This window comes from Streptomyces harbinensis, assembly GCF_900116145.1.
GTDB classification, from domain to species: domain Bacteria; phylum Actinomycetota; class Actinomycetes; order Streptomycetales; family Streptomycetaceae; genus Streptomyces; species Streptomyces carpaticus.
Genome location: NZ_FPAB01000004.1, coordinates 33405 through 48172 on the forward strand (window position 1 = coordinate 33405; position 14768 = coordinate 48172).

At 73.4% G+C, this 14768-nt stretch carries 18 protein-coding genes; 10 read left to right on the forward strand and 8 right to left on the reverse strand.

The features are described 5' to 3' along the window. Nucleotides 1-169: 169 nt before the first annotated feature. Nucleotides 170-376: a developmental transcriptional regulator BldC gene (gene bldC / locus BM385_RS11515; RefSeq protein WP_019431930.1), complete on the reverse strand. Its 207-nt coding sequence runs from the start codon at nt 374-376 to the stop codon at nt 170-172. Between the two features lie 452 nt (nt 377-828). Beyond that, on the reverse strand, nt 829-1710 hold the full coding sequence (locus tag BM385_RS11520) for a DUF8083 family protein (RefSeq protein WP_019431931.1): 882 nt from the start codon (nt 1708-1710) through the stop codon (nt 829-831). A 170-nt stretch (nt 1711-1880) separates the two neighbouring features. Between BM385_RS11520 and BM385_RS11525 the strand changes: the two genes are divergently transcribed. Next, nucleotides 1881-3023, forward strand: a complete 1143-nt coding sequence (locus BM385_RS11525; RefSeq protein WP_019431932.1) for a Leu/Phe/Val dehydrogenase — start codon at nt 1881-1883, stop codon at nt 3021-3023. A gap of 295 nt (nt 3024-3318) precedes the next feature. Then, nucleotides 3319-3624: a DUF3073 domain-containing protein gene (locus BM385_RS11530; protein WP_019431933.1), complete on the forward strand. Its 306-nt coding sequence runs from the start codon at nt 3319-3321 to the stop codon at nt 3622-3624. Nucleotides 3625-3727: 103 nt separating this feature from the next. Here the strand turns inward: BM385_RS11530 and purM are convergent, their stop codons facing one another. From purM to BM385_RS11545, 3 genes are all read right to left on the reverse strand, one after another. Further along, nucleotides 3728-4804 (reverse strand): phosphoribosylformylglycinamidine cyclo-ligase, encoded by a 1077-nt coding sequence (gene purM, locus BM385_RS11535; RefSeq protein WP_019431934.1) that lies wholly within the window; start codon nt 4802-4804, stop codon nt 3728-3730. A gap of 93 nt (nt 4805-4897) precedes the next feature. Next, nucleotides 4898-6439 carry an amidophosphoribosyltransferase gene (gene purF / locus BM385_RS11540; protein WP_093842992.1) on the reverse strand — a complete coding sequence of 514 codons (1542 nt, stop codon included), beginning with the start codon at nt 6437-6439 and terminating at the stop codon, nt 4898-4900. Between the two features lie 102 nt (nt 6440-6541). Then, nucleotides 6542-7327 (reverse strand): sterol carrier family protein, encoded by a 786-nt coding sequence (locus tag BM385_RS11545; RefSeq protein WP_019431936.1) that lies wholly within the window; start codon nt 7325-7327, stop codon nt 6542-6544. Between the two features lie 148 nt (nt 7328-7475). Here BM385_RS11545 and BM385_RS11550 point away from each other — a divergent pair, with 148 nt between their 5' ends. The 3 genes from BM385_RS11550 (at nt 7476) to BM385_RS11560 (ending at nt 9922) form a co-directional block, all read left to right on the forward strand. Continuing rightward, nucleotides 7476-7961 (forward strand): PH domain-containing protein, encoded by a 486-nt coding sequence (locus BM385_RS11550; protein WP_019431937.1) that lies wholly within the window; start codon nt 7476-7478, stop codon nt 7959-7961. Between the two features lie 59 nt (nt 7962-8020). Beyond that, entirely contained in the window at nt 8021-8563 is a 543-nt protein-coding gene (locus BM385_RS11555; RefSeq protein WP_019431938.1) for a hypothetical protein, read from the forward strand. 468 nt (nt 8564-9031) lie between these two features. Further along, a complete protein-coding gene (locus tag BM385_RS11560) occupies nt 9032-9922 on the forward strand; it encodes a DUF418 domain-containing protein (RefSeq protein WP_367889594.1) in 891 nt (296 codons plus the stop codon). Here the strand turns inward: BM385_RS11560 and BM385_RS11565 are convergent. Further along, nucleotides 9904-10371 (reverse strand): pyridoxamine 5'-phosphate oxidase family protein, encoded by a 468-nt coding sequence (locus BM385_RS11565; RefSeq protein WP_019431940.1) that lies wholly within the window; start codon nt 10369-10371, stop codon nt 9904-9906. The two genes, BM385_RS11560 and BM385_RS11565, sit on opposite strands and share 19 nt — an antisense overlap. A 58-nt stretch (nt 10372-10429) precedes the next feature. Continuing rightward, a complete protein-coding gene (locus BM385_RS11570; RefSeq protein WP_019431941.1) occupies nt 10430-10843 on the reverse strand; it encodes a hypothetical protein in 414 nt (137 codons plus the stop codon). A gap of 34 nt (nt 10844-10877) precedes the next feature. On the opposite strand from BM385_RS11570, the gene BM385_RS11575 reads away from it, so the two are divergent. From BM385_RS11575 to BM385_RS11590, 4 genes are all read left to right on the forward strand, one after another. Continuing rightward, nucleotides 10878-11633: a PIG-L deacetylase family protein gene (locus BM385_RS11575; RefSeq protein WP_093842993.1), complete on the forward strand. Its 756-nt coding sequence runs from the start codon at nt 10878-10880 to the stop codon at nt 11631-11633. Between the two features lie 57 nt (nt 11634-11690). Continuing rightward, a complete protein-coding gene (locus BM385_RS11580) occupies nt 11691-12386 on the forward strand; it encodes a maleylpyruvate isomerase family mycothiol-dependent enzyme (protein ID WP_093842994.1) in 696 nt (231 codons plus the stop codon). 138 nt (nt 12387-12524) lie between these two features. After that, on the forward strand, nt 12525-12797 hold the full coding sequence (locus BM385_RS11585) for a hypothetical protein (RefSeq protein WP_037755263.1): 273 nt from the start codon (nt 12525-12527) through the stop codon (nt 12795-12797). A gap of 186 nt (nt 12798-12983) precedes the next feature. Then, nucleotides 12984-13178: a hypothetical protein gene (locus tag BM385_RS11590; protein WP_019431944.1), complete on the forward strand. Its 195-nt coding sequence runs from the start codon at nt 12984-12986 to the stop codon at nt 13176-13178. Here BM385_RS11590 and BM385_RS11595 read toward each other — a convergent pair. Continuing rightward, nucleotides 13173-13862, reverse strand: a complete 690-nt coding sequence (locus BM385_RS11595) for an ArsR/SmtB family transcription factor (RefSeq protein WP_019431945.1) — start codon at nt 13860-13862, stop codon at nt 13173-13175. The genes BM385_RS11590 and BM385_RS11595 overlap by 6 nt on opposite strands. Nucleotides 13863-13932: 70 nt before the next feature. On the opposite strand from BM385_RS11595, the gene BM385_RS11600 reads away from it, so the two are divergent. After that, nucleotides 13933-14700 carry a sulfite exporter TauE/SafE family protein gene (locus BM385_RS11600; protein ID WP_026047116.1) on the forward strand — a complete coding sequence of 256 codons (768 nt, stop codon included), beginning with the start codon at nt 13933-13935 and terminating at the stop codon, nt 14698-14700. The last annotated feature ends 68 nt before the right edge of the window (nt 14701-14768 follow it).

A 14768-nucleotide genomic window follows, 5' to 3' on the forward strand; every position in this document is an offset into this window, starting at 1 on the left:
CCGGCCGGCGGCGACCGGTCCCGGACATGCAGATCGCGCCGGACCCGGCGGAGTCCGACGCGATCTGTGCCACCAGACCGGGGTGGGGGCCCCGGAACCTGGGTCGTGCTGGGGTTTTACGCGGTGTAGCTCAGGTATTGCAGGGTGCTGCCTGGGTTGTGCTGCAGGCTCAGGCCTCGCCGCGCTGCTGCGGAATGCCCGCCAGCAGTGCGCGCACCTCCGCTTCGCGGTAGCGGCGGTGCCCACCGAGCGTGCGGATGGACGTGAGCTTGCCCGCCTTTGCCCAGCGTGTCACCGTTTTGGGGTCGACGCGGAACATCGTGGCAACCTCAGCCGGGGTCAGCAGCGGCTCGGCATCAGGGGTGCGAGCGGTCATGAGCGGCCTCCTCGGGAGAACCGAACCATCACGGTTCTTTCCTCTAAATTCTGCACCTTGGCCCGCGTTGCCCGAAATGGCAGACGCGGGCCGAGTCGGTTATAGGACGAACGGCTTGTCCTCGGCACTACAACTACACCATCCGTCCAGCCGGGTCGGCCAAACCGATGGAATTGCGCTCTCAGGTGTTCAACCTCGGCGGAAGCCGATGGACCATGCCATAGCGGACAGTCATCACCGCGTGACAATCAGTCACTATCGTGATCAGTCCGCATCAGGCGCACCAAGAGGTGCATTACCGATCTATCCGCCCTTCGACGGATAGAAGAAGCCCGATCGGGCTCCTTGTCCTATTTTGGCACGAGGAGACGGGTTGCTGACAAGACTTCCCTAGAGTGCCATCCATCACGCTTGGGCCTTTAGTCCCCCGGCCCAGGCGCCACGGCCCGCCCTCAGTTGGCGAACTGACGCTCGCGGACCGTCATCCAGCGATCGGTCAGCTCCTCGTACAGCCGTCCCGCCCGGTCCAGATCGCCCTCCGCCAGCGCGGCGAGACCGGCCGCGACCTCGGCGGCCGAGCGATCGGCTGCGAGCTGTTCCTCAGTGATCGTATAGATCAATCCCCCGTAGTCCAGTTCGACCAGTGACCGCGGATGAAACTCCTCCAGCCAGCGACCCACATCGGTGAGCGCCGCCACCAGCGGACCCGCCGGCTCCTCCCCGCCCGCCCCCGCCTCGGCGGGCGCCTCGGCCACCGCCCGCCGGGCGGCCTCCCGCACCGTCTTCAGCCCGCGCGCCACCCGCTGCCGCGCCCGCACCATCGGCGTCCGGTACCGCAGCCGCGCCGGCCGCTCCCCCTCCGCCGGCACGAACTCGCGCTCCTCGTCGGCGAACAGCGCGAACCAGCGCACCGGAACGTGCCACACCGCCGACCTGATCCACGGCCGGGCGTCCGGATTGCGCTCCCGCCACCGCCCGTACTCCGCCGCCGCCCGCTCCCGCGCCTCGGGCGGCAGCGCCGCGTCCACCACCGACTGCGGCATCAGCCAGTGCCCCACCTCCCCCAGCGCCTCCCAGGACCGCAGCCTGGTCCGCCAGGGGCACACGCACACCACCCCGTCCACCACCGCCACATAGGCGTCGGCACTCTCCTTCGGCGGCACCACCCGGCCCGGCACCGCCACCAGCTCGGCGATCGAACGCCGCAGCTCCTCCTGCGGCCCCGGCGGATCCGGTCGCTCGGCGTAGCGCGCCCAGTGCGAGCGCTCGGGCTCCCCGAACGCCGCGAGCGGTTCGTACACCCGCAGATACGCCGCGTACGGCACCTTCGACACGTGCGGTCCCTCCAACTGGTCCTCCCGGGCTCCCCGGCCACCCCGCCCCCCGATCGTGGCAGTGTGACGCACCCTTGGCACCCCGTGCAGACCAACAGGCTTAGGCTCGTGTCAGCAGGCCCTCCCGACCACTTGGAGGGCATCCGCCGCGTAGCGCAGGAGTCACCACCGTGACCGACGTAACCTCCGCTGTCAGCGCCGACAGCGCCGACAGCATCCCTTTCGCACCCTCCGGCTCCGCCCTGGACATCCTCTTCCGCTCCGAGCAGGGCGGCCATGAGCAGGTCGTGCTCTGCCAGGACCGTGCCTCCGGCCTCAAGGCCGTGATCGCCATCCACTCCACCGCCCTGGGCCCCGCGCTCGGCGGCACCCGCTTCCACGCCTACCCCGGCGCGGCCGTGCCCGAGGAGGCCGCGCTGCGGGACGCGCTCAACCTGGCGCGCGGGATGAGCTACAAGAACGCCATGGCCGGCCTGGAGCACGGCGGCGGGAAGGCCGTGATCATCGGCGATCCGGCCACCCTCAAGAGCGAGGAACTCCTGCTCGCCTACGGCCGTTTCGTGGCCTCGCTCGGCGGCAGGTACGTCACGGCCTGCGACGTGGGCACCTATGTCGCCGACATGGACGTGGTGGCGCGCGAGTGCCGCTGGACGACGGGGCGCTCCCCCGAGCAGGGCGGCGCCGGGGACTCCTCGGTGCTCACCGCCTTCGGGGTCTTCCAGGGCATGCGGGCGGCGGCCGTGCACCGCTGGGGCAGTGACGACCTCACCGGCCGCACGGTGGGCATCGCGGGCGTCGGCAAGGTGGGCCATCTGCTGGCCGGGCACCTGATCGAGGCCGGTGCCGAGGTCGTGGTCACCGATGTCCGCCAGGAGTCGGTGGACCGGCTCACCGGCGCGCACCCCGGGGTACGGGTAGTGGCCGACACCGAGGCGCTGATCCGCACCGAGGGTCTGGACATCTACGCCCCGTGCGCGCTGGGCGGCGCGCTGAACGACCGGACGGTGCCGGCGCTGACCGCCTCCATCGTCTGCGGCGCGGCCAACAACCAGCTCGACCACCCGGGGGTCGAGAAGGACCTCGCGGACCGCGGCATTCTGTACGCGCCCGACTACGTGGTGAACTCGGGCGGGGTGATCCAGGTGGCCGACGAACTCCACGGTTTTGTGTTCGCTCGTGCGAAGGCAAAGGCCGAGGGCATCCACGCCACCACCCTGGAGATCTTCGAGCGGGCCGAGGCCGAGGGGGTCCCGCCGGCGGTGGCCGCCGACCGGATCGCGGAGGCCAGGATGGCGGCAGCGGCGGCCCGCTGACCGGCCGCCCGCCCCGGGCCGCGGGGGCGCGGCCCGCCCGGTGGGTAAGACATGTCACCACCCCTAGGGCGAGTCGCGCTCCGAAAGAAGGTAAAATCGCCGCTGACCAGCAAGGAGAGTTTCACCGGAATCGTTCGGGCGACCCGGGACCTGCGGACGGCGTACCGCAGGCGCGCGGAAGCAGGTACGGTTGAAACCCGATGGATCGGGCCCTCGTCCGAGAGCCCGCTCTCCTTTATGAACGGATGTCAACACTCCGGGGCCGTCGGGCCCCGTCGTTGAGGGGGTCGAGCCAATGGGGCGCGGCCGGGCCAAGGCCAAGCAGACGAAGGTCGCCCGCCAGCTGAAGTACAGCAGTGGCGGCACCGATCTATCACGTCTGGCCGAAGAGCTGGGTGCATCGCCGTCGAACGAGTCGCAGCACGGCGACCAGTTCAAGGACGGTGACGAGCTGGACGACGAGCTGGACAACGACCCGTACGCGCGGTACGCGGAGATGTACGGCGACGACAGCGACGACGAGGACGAGGACGACCAGGGGTCCGGCAGGTCCCAGGGTTCCCCCGGCTCGTCCGGTGCCTCCAAACGCCGGAGCACTTGAGCGGTTCCTCAGCAGCCTGCTGAGCGACGGCAGCACACGACCCGGTCCCGGTATCACCGCCGGACCGGGTGCTGTGCTGTCCGCTTCCCGCATGCCGTAGGGCTCAGCCGGCGTAGTCACCACTGAGGGTCACGGCCTCGTCGCCCGCTGTCCGCTCCGTCACCTCACCGGCCACCCAGGCCGGCACCCCGCGCTCGGCGAGCAGGGCGAGCGCGCCGTCCACCGCGTCCTGCGGCAGCACCGCGACCATGCCCACGCCCATGTTCAGGGTGCGCTCCAGCTCGGGGCGGGCCACCTTGCCGGCGTCGCCGACCAGGCCGAACACGGGCGGCGGGGTCCAGGTGGAGCGGTCCACGCGGGCGTGCAGTCCCTCGGGCATCACCCGGGCGAGGTTGCCGGCCAGGCCGCCGCCGGTGATGTGCGAGTAGGCGTGCACCTCGGTGGAGCGGGCCAGTGCCAGGCAGTCCAGCGAGTAGATCCGGGTGGGCTCCAGCAGTTCCTCGCCGAGGGTGCGGCCCAGCTCCGGGATGTCGCGTTCCAGGGCCCAGCCGAGCTGCCGCAGCAGCACGTGGCGCACCAGCGAGTACCCGTTGGAGTGAAGGCCGGAGGCGGCCAGCGCCACCACCGCGTCACCCGAACGGATGCGATCGGCGCCCAGCAGTTCGCCGGCCTCGACCACTCCGGTCGCGGCACCGGCCACGTCGTACTCCTCGGGGCCGAGCAGCCCCGGGTGCTCGGCGGTCTCGCCGCCGACCAGCGCGCAGCCGGCCAGGACGCAGCCCTCGGCGATGCCCTTGACGATGGCGGCGACGCGCTCGGGGTGGACCTTGCCGACGCAGATGTAGTCGGTCATGAACAGCGGCTCGGCGCCGCACACCACCAGGTCGTCCACCACCATGGCGACCAGGTCCTGGCCGATGGTGTCGTGGATGTCCAGGCGCTGGGCGATGGCGACCTTGGTGCCGACGCCGTCGGTGGCCGAGGCCAGCAGCGGGTGCCGGTAGTTCTTGAGCGCCGAGGCGTCGAAGAGGCCGCTGAAGCCGCCGAGGGTGCCCACGGACTCGGGGCGCTGGGTCTTGGCCACCCACTTCTTCATCAGCTCGACGGCGGTGTCGCCGGCCTCGATATCGACACCGGCGGCGGCGTAGCTGGCGCCGGGCTGCTCGGAGTGGGTGGTCATCGCGCGTCTCTCTTCGGGGGGAGTGGGGTACGGGGACCGGCCGCGGGCGTACCGGCCGCCGGCGGGGCGGTCCGGTCGTACGGTCGCCCGCCGCTAGGGGCGGCGCAGTGCGTCGGCGGCGCCGGGGCCGGTCAGCAGCGGCAGCGTGGGGCGGGCTTCGTCCTGCTCCAGGACGTCCTTGCCGAGCACCTGCGGGTCGGGCAGTTCGACGGGGTACTGGCCGTCGAAGCAGGCCCGGCAGAGGTTGGGGCCCGCGATGGTGGTGGCCTCGGTCATCGCGTCTATGGAGATGTACGCCAGGGAGTCGGCGCCGAGCGAGGTGCCGATCTCCTCGACGGACAGGCCGTTGGCGATGAGCTCGGCGCGGGTGGCGAAGTCGATGCCGTAGTAGCAGGGCCACTTGATCGGCGGGGAGCTGATCCGGACGTGGACCTCGGCGGCGCCGGCCTCGCGGAGCATGCGGACCAGGGCGCGCTGGGTGTTGCCGCGCACGATGGAGTCGTCGACGACGACCAGGCGCTTGCCGCGGATGACCTCTTTGAGGGGGTTGAGCTTGAGCCGGATGCCCAGCTGCCGGATGGTCTGGCTGGGCTGGATGAAGGTCCGGCCGACGTAGCTGTTCTTGACGAGGCCCGAGCCGTACGGGATGCCGCTGGCCTCCGCGTACCCGATGGCGGCGGGGGTGCCGGACTCGGGGGTGGCTATCACCAGATCGGCGTCGACCGGGGCCTCGGCGGCGAGCCTGCGGCCCATCTCGACCCGGGAGACGTAGACGTTCCGGCCGGCGATCTCGGCGTCCGGGCGGGCCAGGTACACATACTCGAAGACGCAGCCCGCGGGCTTCGCGTCCGCGAATCGGGAGGAGCGCAGACCGTTCTCGTCGATGGCGATCAGCTCGCCCGGCTCGACCTCACGGATGACGGAGGCGCCGACGATGTCGAGGGCGGCCTGTTCGGAGGCGACCACCCAGCCGCGCTCCAGCCGGCCGAGCACCAGCGGGCGGATGCCCTGCGGGTCGCGGGCCGCGTACAGCGTGTGCTCGTCCATGAAGACGAAGCTGAAGGCGCCCTTGACCTGCGGCAGCACGATCGGGGCGGCCTGCTCCACGGTCAGCGGCTCACCGGTGGTCGCATCCCGCTGCCCGGCGAGCAGCGCGGTGACGAGATCGGTGTCGTTGGTGACCGCGGCGCGCTGCCGGCGGCCGTGGTCGGTGGGGAGTTCCGCGACCAGCTCGGCCAGGGCGGCCGTGTTGACCAGGTTCCCGTTGTGGCCGAGCGCGATCGAGCCGTGGCCGGTGGCCCGGAACGTCGGCTGGGCGTTCTCCCAGGTGGAGGCACCGGTGGTGGAGTACCGGTTGTGGCCGACGGCCAGATGCCCCTGGAGAGAGCTGAGAGAGGTCTCGTCGAAGACCTGGGACACCAGTCCCATGTCCTTGAAGACCAGGATTTTGGATCCGTCGCTCACCGCGATACCCGCGGACTCCTGTCCGCGATGCTGGAGTGCGTACAGACCGTAGTAGGAGAGCTTGGCGACCTCCTCGCCCGGGGCCCAGACACCGAAGACGCCGCAAGCGTCCCTCGGGCCCTTTTCACCGGGGTCGAGGTCGTGGCTGAGTCGTCCATCACCACGAGGCACATGGTTGAGTCTAGGACAGGTTCCCCGCTTGGGAAGAACCAGCGGATTGTGAGACATCCCCCAGCGGGGGCCCGGCGGGGCCCGATCCGGCACCCTGTGGCATCAGCCGAGCACGGGCAGTTGGCCGGCGAGGCCGAGCGCGCGTTCGCCGCTGGCCTTCAGCCGGCCGGTGGCGGTGGTCTGCGCCCAGGTGGCGCGGCCGGTCGCCAGCCGCAGCCAGGTGATGGGGTCGGCCTCGACGACCGAGGGCGGGGTGCCGCGGGTGTGCCGGGGGCCGGGCAGGCACTGCACGGCGACGAAGGGCGGCACCCGCAGCTCGGTGGAGTTGCCGGGGGCCTTGGCGGCCAGCGCGTCGGCCAGCACCCGGACGGCGATGGCCAGGGCGCCGCGGTCGAGCCGGACCGGGCTCTGGAGGGAGCGGGTCAGATCGTCGCTGTGCACCACCAGCTCCACCACCCGGGTGACGGTGAAGTCCAGGCCGCGCATCGGGCCGAAGCGGTGCGGCAGGAGCAGATCCTCGCGGACGGCGGTCTCCAGGACCGCGTCCAGTTCCTCGGCGGCGGCGTCGATGGCCTCCACCGGGTCGCCGGCCGCCTCGGGGGCGTCCCCGACGCCGGCGCCGGGGTGGGCCGCCCAGTCGTCGAGGTCGAGCGCGGGCCGGGTGGCGGCGGGCGCGGGCTGGGCCAGCAGCCGGGGTACGGCGTCGATCTGGCCGGCGATGTGGGCGAGCAGCGCGTGGACGTCCCGGCCCGGGAGCGCGGCGGGCCTGGCCAGTTGCTCGGGGGTGAGGGCGTGGGCGGCCAGGCGTACGTGTTCCACCTGCGCGAGCAGCGCGTCACGGACACGGTCGGGGTGGTAGGCGCGTGACTTGCGCCGGGCGGCACACATGGAAGGGAGCTTACGGCTATTCCTGCGGGAAGATCAGCGTTTGGGGAGGTGGCAGGGGCCACGCGGGGCGGTGGCAACGACATGACAACCTGATACCAAGTGGCAGGACGGCGCCGTCGGTCCCCGCGCGCTGTGCCATGCTCCCGGTATGGCTTACGCGGACCGTTACCTCGCCGACGACGAAGAACTCCTCTACGAGACCAGGCAGCACTGGACCACGCTGGTCAGTGAGTTCGTGCAGTTGGTCGTCATCGCGGCGGTGGCGGCCGTCCTCACGCTGATCATCGGGGACCTGGGGTCGCCGGTGGCGTGGGTGGTGCTGGGGCTGGCGGGGATCGCGATCATCTGGCGCTGGCTGATCCCGATGCTGCAATGGCGTTCGACGGTGTACTTCCTCACCACCAAGCGGCTGCACAAGCGCACCGGTTTCCTCACCAAGCAGGGCCGCAGCATTCCGCTGAGCCGGGTGAACGACGTGTCGTTCTCGGCGTCCCTGTGGGAGCGGATCATGCGGTACGGCACGCTGCACGTCCAGTCCGCCTCCGAGCAGGGCAAGATGACGTTCAAGCACGTGCCCAGCCCGGAGGAGTTCAAGAACCGGGTGTACGAGGCGCTGGACCGGGTGAACGACTGACCTGCGGCCGCTGACCGGCCCCGGTCCCGTCCGGCGGACTGCCACTACCATCCTCTTTTGTGATCGCACTGGCTGTGACCATCGGGCTGGCGTTCGCCGGCTATCTCGCCACCTACCTCAACGGGGTCCGGCTCTCGCAGCGCGAGGAGCGGCTGGCCCGCGTCAACCGTCAGCTCAGTGACTTCTACGGGCCGCTGTTCGCCCTGACCGAGGGCAACAGCCGCAGCTACGCCGAGTTCCTGGACCGCAACGTCCGGCCGGACGGCACCTCGCCGTTCGGCGCGGACGGCCCGCCCGCCACCGAGCGGGAGAGCAGCGAGTGGCGGCTGTGGGTGGCCACCGTCTTCCTGCCCAACATCCAGGCGATGCGCGATCTGGTGATCCGGCGCGCCGATCTGCTGCGCGAGCGCGAGATGCCGCCGGTGCTGCTGGAGTTGTGCGCGCACGTGTCCGGATACGAGATCACGGCGGCGCGCTGGGAGCGCGGGGACTACCGCGAGCATCTGTCGGTGGTGCCGTTCCCGGGCGAGGAGATCCACGCCTACGCGCGACGGGGGTTCACCGAGCTGAAGGCGGAACAGGCCCGGCTGCTGGGCGGCTGACCGCCGCCCGGGATCACCCTTCCGTCGTACGGGGAGTGTTCCGAGGTCGGATGCGCACGGGCCGGGACCGTTCCTAGCGTGCCGGTATGTCCACCCCGACGACCGCCCGTGCGCGCGGACCGGTGCGCGGCGCCGAACGCGCCCTCGCCCCCGACCTCGCACGCGGCGTGATGCTGCTGCTCATCGTGCTGTCCAACACCGCGTTCCATCTGTGGGCCGCCCCGCACGGCCCCTCCGGCTGGCACCCGGTGGACGGCTCCCTGCCGGACCGGGTGGTGCAGTTCGCCATGATCACGGCGCTGGACCTGCGGGCGTACCCGCTGTTCGCCTTCCTCTTCGGCTACGGGCTCATGCGGGTGTTCGCCCGCCAGACGGAGGCGGGCACGGACCCCCGGGCGGCGACGCGGCTGCTGCGGCGGCGCGGCCTGTTGGCTGATCGTCTTCGGCGGCGCGCACGCCGCGCTGCTGATGGCCGGCGACATCATGGGCTCCTACGGGGTGGCGACGCTGCTGCTGTGCGCGCTCTTCCTGCGGCGGTCCGACCGGACGATCCTGATCGGGGCGGCGGTGGCGCTCGCGATCCTGGCCATGACGGTCGCGCCCGCCGTCGCCGCGCTGCTGGGCGGCGACCTCGGACGGCTGGGGAGCGCGCCGAGCGAGGCGACCACGGTCGTCTACGCCTCCGGGGACCCCAGCTGGCTCGCCGCGGCCGGCACCCGGCTCACCACCTGGTCGTTCGTCACCGCGGCCGGCGGGCTGCTCTCCTTCCCCGCCCATCTGATGATGCTGCTCGGATTCTGGGCGGCGCGGCGCCGGATACTGGAGCGCCCGCGGGAGTTCCTGCCGCTGCTGCGCCGGACCGCGGTGGTGGGCGTCACCCTCGGCTGGCTGACCGGGCTGCCCTCGGCGCTGGCCCACGTGGGCCTGTGGACGGTGCCGGCGGACGCGGTGGCCGAGGGCGGGGCGCTGGCGCTGCTCCAGGAGAGCACCGGCTGGCTGGGCGGCCTGGGGTACGTGGCGCTGTTCACGCTGCTCGCCCACCGGATCGCCGCCCGCCCCGCGGGCCCGGGGCGCGCGGCCCGGGCGCTGGCCGCCCTGGGCAAGCGGTCGCTGTCCGGATATCTGGCCCACTCCCTGCTGTTCGCCCCGCTCCTGGCGGCCTGGGGGCTCGGCCTCGGCGCCCACCTGGGCAGCGCGACGATGGCGCTGTTCGCGGTCGGGGTGTGGCTGGTGACCGTGGTGGCGGCGGACGCCCTGGAGCGGCGCGGGCTGCCCGGCCCCGCGGACGCGCTGCTGCGGCGGCTGGTGTACGGACGAGGCCGGCCCGCCGCCCGGCCCGGTCAGGGCTCGACGGTGTAACTCAGGTCCTGGGCGGAGAGCCTGGCCGGAGCCAGCCGCAGCCACACGGCGCCGCTCTCGGCCGGGTCGGTGTGCAGGTAGCGGGAGAACCGGGTGGCCCAGCGGCTCTCGTCCGCGCCGAGGTAGCGGCTGAGCTTGCGCCGGCCGCGCGGCACGTCGAACGGCACCAGTTCGGCGCGGCCCCGGGCGATGACCTGCCGGACCCGGCCGGTCGCCAGGTCGCACTCGTCCACCACCAGAGCGACCCGGGGGTCGGCGGCGGCCTGCTGGTGGAGCCGGGCCCACGGCCCGGTCAGGGTCCAGAACTCCGCCTCCTCCCACAGGAACCACACCGGCCGCACGATCGGGCCGGCCGGGGTGACGGTGGCGAGGCGGGCGGTGAGCGGCCGGGCGAGGAACGCCTCGACGTCGAAGCCTGCGGTGGCGGAGAGGGCGGCGGCGGAGGTCATGCCCCGATGCTGTCCGGCGCGGCCCGCCCCGTACACCGTCCGCCGTCCGATCCCCGCCTCATCCTTTGGTACTCGTCCGGCCCGGCGCGCGGCGTACGGGGGTGGGCGCGGCGCCGTGCAGCCGGTCCAGGGCCTCGGCGGCGGCGCACCGGCCGGCCGTCCGGAAGGCGTGCTCGGTGGAGTCGACGGGGTGGATGACCAGTTCGCGGACCACGACCGTGACCGCGAGCGGCACCCGCGGGCAGCGCGCGGCCAGTTCGGCACGGAAGCCCTCGGCCAGCGCCGCCGTGAACACCGGCGCCGTCTCCCGGTGCGCGTCCGGATCGCGCACCGCGCCGCCGGCGACCTCGACGGCGAACCCCGGCGGCCCGGGCTCGACATCCACCGTGGCCACGGCGAACACCCCGCAGCAGTTCTGCCGGACCCAGGACACCCGCACCTCGCGGAGCGGCCGGGAGGGGAACGTACGCATGGCCCGAACGTAACCCCTGCGGCAGGATGGGGACATGGCCACCCTCGTCGCCTTCAACGCCCACCCCGATGACGAGTGCCTGCTCACCGGCGGCACCCTGGCCCGCGCGGCCGGCGAAGGGCACCGGGTGGTGCTGGTGGTCGCGTCCGACGGCTGCATGGACGCCGTGCCGGAGGGCGGCGCCCCGCGCCTGGCCGAACTGCGCGCCGCCGCCGGTGTCCTGGGCGCGCACCGGGTGGTGCACCTCGGGTACGCCGACAGCGGCCACGGCGCGGAGCTCTACCCGGACCCGCCGGACCGGCAGCGTTTTCTGCGCGCCGATCCGCGGGAGGCCGCCGAGCGGCTGGCCGGGGTGCTGCGCGAGGAGCGGGCCGATCTGCTGCTGGGCTACGACCGCAACGGCGGCTACGGGCACCGCGATCACGTCCGCGTGCACCAGGTGGCCCGCCTCGCCTTCGCCCGCGCGCCGGTGCCCCGGCTGCTGGAGGCCACCGTGCCGCGCGAGACGGCGGCGCGGCTGGCCCGGCTGCTGCGCGAGGACGCCTCCCGGCTGGAGTCGATGTTCCTGCCCCGGGCGGAGATCACCCACGCCATCGACGTCCGCCGCTACGCCGCCCGCAAGCAGCGGGCGCTCGCCGCCCACCGCTCGCAGACCGGCGGGAAGCTGCCGGGCACCCTGGTCGGGCTGCCGCCCCGGCTGTTCAGGGCACTGCTGGGCCGCGAGTGGTTCCACGAGGTGCCGCGCGGTGCGGCCGGCCCGGCGGCGGAGGCCGCCGCGCCGCGCCCCTGACCCGGCCCGCCCGGCGGGCCCGTACCGCCGCCGTACCGCCGCCGGTAGGGTCCCGGCATGACCAGAGAACCCGCGTTCTATTTACGGCTCCTGCGCACCGAACTCGCTGCCTTCCGGACCACACTGGACGGCGATCTCGACGCCCCCGTCACCCACTGCGCCCCGTGGACACTGCGCGACCTCGCCGGCCATCTGGGCAGCGGCAATCTGTGGGTGGTCACCGCGACAGCCGAGGGGCGCGGCGACCACCACCCGCCCGCGCCCGAGGGCGACGCGGCGCTGCGCGCCTGGTACGAGGAGAGCGCCGCGGCGCTGCTCGCCGCGCTGGACACCGACCCGGCCACCCCGGCCTGGACGTTCCGGGCCCCGCACACGGTCGGGTTCTGGCAGCGGCGGCGGGCCCAGGAGACGCTGATCCACCGGTGGGACGCGCAGCACGCGCTGGGCGCGGCGCAGCCGCCCGGCGCCGAGCCGGCCGCGGACGGCATCGCCGAGGTGTTCGAGGTGATGGCGCCGCGCATGATCGACCGCGGTCTCGCGCCGGTGCCGGAGCGGGCGGTGCGGCTGGTGGCGGACGACCTCGGCCGGGAGTGGACGTACGGGCCGGGCGAGCCGGTGGCGACCCTGACCGGCCCGGCCGGGCAGCTCCTCCTGCTGCTGTGGGGCCGGGCGGCCGACTCCGCTCCCGGCCTGGAGTGGAGCGGCGACCGGGCGGCGGGACGGCGGGTGCTGGCCGGGCCGCTCACCCCCTGACCGGGCGCGCGGGCGGCGGGGCACGGCGGGCGTTGGCGGTTTTCCGTGGCAGGACGGCAGCGCAGCCCCTGGGAGCCCGGCCGCGCCGTCGTTAGCGTCGGTGCCGCCCGCCCCGTACGACCCGTGAAGGACCTCACCGTGCCCCTGCGACCGCTGCGCCTCGCCGCGCATGCCGAACTGGTCTCCCTCCTGGCCCTGCTGGCCAACCTCGCCACCGTCCACCTGGCGCCCGTCTCCTCCCTGCTGGGGCCGCTGCACGGCTGCGCGTACCTGTTCGTGGTGCTGCTGGCCTGGCGCCTGCCCCGCGCAGGCACGGCGGTGAAGGCGCTGTCGCTCATCCCGGGGGTGGGCGGCCTGCTCGCCCTGCGCGCGGCGGCGGGGACGCCCGCCGGCCGGCCCGCCGCCGGGTAAACGCCCCGCCGCCCGGGTCATCCCCGGGTGGACTGTCGCGGGACGGCGAAGAGTGTCATGCTCGTACTCCTCGCAGTCGCCATCTCCTTCTCCGTCTCCTCGCCGCCGACGCTCGTCACCGCATCAGCACGTGGCACGACAAGGCGGTCGGGGAGTGGCCGGGGCCCCGTCGCCGGGGGTGAGCCCGTGACCGAACCACTGCCGGATCTGCGCCGGTTGCAGCCGCATCAGCTCATGGGCATCCGCTGTGTCCTGTGCAATCGCTATCTGGGGGCCATGGCCCGGCGGCTGGGCCCGCCGCTGCTCGATCGCTGGGGCTACCGGTACCAGCTGTACGCCTGCCGCCCGCACTGCCCGCTGCGGCGGTTTCCCGAGTCATAGCTCCAGGGCGAGATGCTCGGCGAACGCCGCCCGGCCCGGCTCGGTGACGGTCACCGCCCGCGTCATCCGGTCCCGGGTGAGCCAGCCGCTCTCCAGCGCGTGCCGGCACAGCGCCGCGCCCACCGTGCCCGCCAGGTGCGGGCGGCGCACCGTCCAGTCCAGGCAGGACCGCACCAGCGGGCGGCGCCCGGCGGCCGGGAGGGAGATGCCGAGGCCGGCGAGCCACACCGCGCCGTCGCCGGTCAGCCGCACGCCCCGCTGCCAGTCCAGCAGGCCCTGCTCGGTCATCGCGTCGGTGACCGCCACCCCGACCGTGCCGGCCAGGTGGTCGTAGCAGGTCCTGGCGTGGGCCAGCGCGTCGCGGCGGCGCGTCCCCGACAGCGAGCGGGCGGGGGCGCCCAGGACAGCGTCGCCGGCGAGGGCGGCCAGGTTCTCCAGCAGGTCGGCGACCTGCGGGTCGACCAGCCGGACGTACCGGTGCCTGCCCTGCCGCTCCTCGGTGAGCAGACCGCCGCGGACCAGCAGGTTCAGATGCTCGGTCGCCGTCGAGGGCGCCACCCCGGTGTGCCGGGCCACCTCGGTCGGGGTCCAGGCGCGCCGGTCCAGCAGCGCCCAGCAGATCCGGGCGCGGGTGCCATCGGCCAGCAGCCGGGCGACGGCGGCGAGGTCGGGAGCGGTGTCCATGGCTCCAGTGTCCCTCCGCGACCCTTCGGTCCCGGCCGAAATATCCGGGTTCTAGGATCCGATCATGACCATGACGCTCGGGGAGATGATCGCCGTATTCTGCGCCGGCCTGGCGGCCGGCGGCATCAACACCGTGGTGGGATCGGGCACCCTCATCACCTTCCCCGTGCTGCTGGCGACCGGGCTGCCGCCCGTCACCGCCACCGTCTCCAACGCGCTCGGGCTGATACCCGGCTCGATCAGCGGCGCCATCGGCTACCGGCGGGAGCTGCGCGGCCAGGGGCGGCGCATCCTGCGGTTCGGCACCGGGGCGCTGCTCGGCGGCTTCACCGGCGCCGCCCTGCTGCTGGCGCTGCCCGCCACCGCCTTCGAACGGATCGTGCCGGTCCTGGTCGGCCTCGCCCTCGTCCTGGTCGTGCTCCAGCCCCGGATCGGCCGGGCGGTACGGGAGCGGCGCGAGCGCACCGGGCGCGCCGCGCGGCCGGACGGCGGGCCGCTGCTCTCCGTCGGCCTCACCCTGGCCAGCGTCTACGGCGGCTACTTCGCCGCCGCGCAGGGCATCATCTACATGTCGCTGATGGGCATGCTGCTCGACGAGAACATGCAGCGGCTGAACGCCGTCAAGAACGTCCTGGCCGCGCTGGTGAACACCGTGGCCGCCGTCTTCTTCCTCTTCGCCGCCGACTTCCACTGGACGGCCGTCGCCCTGCTCGCCGTCGGCTCCGCGCTCGGCGGCCAGCTCGGCGCCCGTGTCGGCCGCCGGTTGAGCCCGGCCGTGCTGCGCGGCTGCATCGTGGTGGTCGGCTCGGTCGCCATCGTCCAGCTCGTACTGCGCTGAGCGCCGCGCCCATCGACGGCGCGGGCCCCGTACCGGTCGTTCCGGTACGGGGCCCGCGCGCGTGCGCC

Coding starts and splice junctions, on each gene's coding strand:
- bldC (WP_019431930.1), bottom strand. CDS start 376: ATGACCGCTCGCACCCCTGATGCCGAGCCGCTGCTGACCCCGGCTGAG.
- BM385_RS11530 (WP_019431933.1), top strand. CDS start 3,319: ATGGGGCGCGGCCGGGCCAAGGCCAAGCAGACGAAGGTCGCCCGCCAG.
- purM (WP_019431934.1), bottom strand. CDS start 4,804: ATGACCACCCACTCCGAGCAGCCCGGCGCCAGCTACGCCGCCGCCGGT.
- BM385_RS11545 (WP_019431936.1), bottom strand. CDS start 7,327: ATGTGTGCCGCCCGGCGCAAGTCACGCGCCTACCACCCCGACCGTGTC.
- BM385_RS11550 (WP_019431937.1), top strand. CDS start 7,476: ATGGCTTACGCGGACCGTTACCTCGCCGACGACGAAGAACTCCTCTAC.
- BM385_RS11560 (WP_367889594.1), top strand. CDS start 9,032: ATGGCCGGCGACATCATGGGCTCCTACGGGGTGGCGACGCTGCTGCTG.
- BM385_RS11565 (WP_019431940.1), bottom strand. CDS start 10,371: ATGACCTCCGCCGCCGCCCTCTCCGCCACCGCAGGCTTCGACGTCGAG.
- BM385_RS11570 (WP_019431941.1), bottom strand. CDS start 10,843: ATGCGTACGTTCCCCTCCCGGCCGCTCCGCGAGGTGCGGGTGTCCTGG.
- BM385_RS11575 (WP_093842993.1), top strand. CDS start 10,878: ATGGCCACCCTCGTCGCCTTCAACGCCCACCCCGATGACGAGTGCCTG.
- BM385_RS11580 (WP_093842994.1), top strand. CDS start 11,691: ATGACCAGAGAACCCGCGTTCTATTTACGGCTCCTGCGCACCGAACTC.
- BM385_RS11595 (WP_019431945.1), bottom strand. CDS start 13,862: ATGGACACCGCTCCCGACCTCGCCGCCGTCGCCCGGCTGCTGGCCGAT.
- BM385_RS11600 (WP_026047116.1), top strand. CDS start 13,933: ATGACGCTCGGGGAGATGATCGCCGTATTCTGCGCCGGCCTGGCGGCC.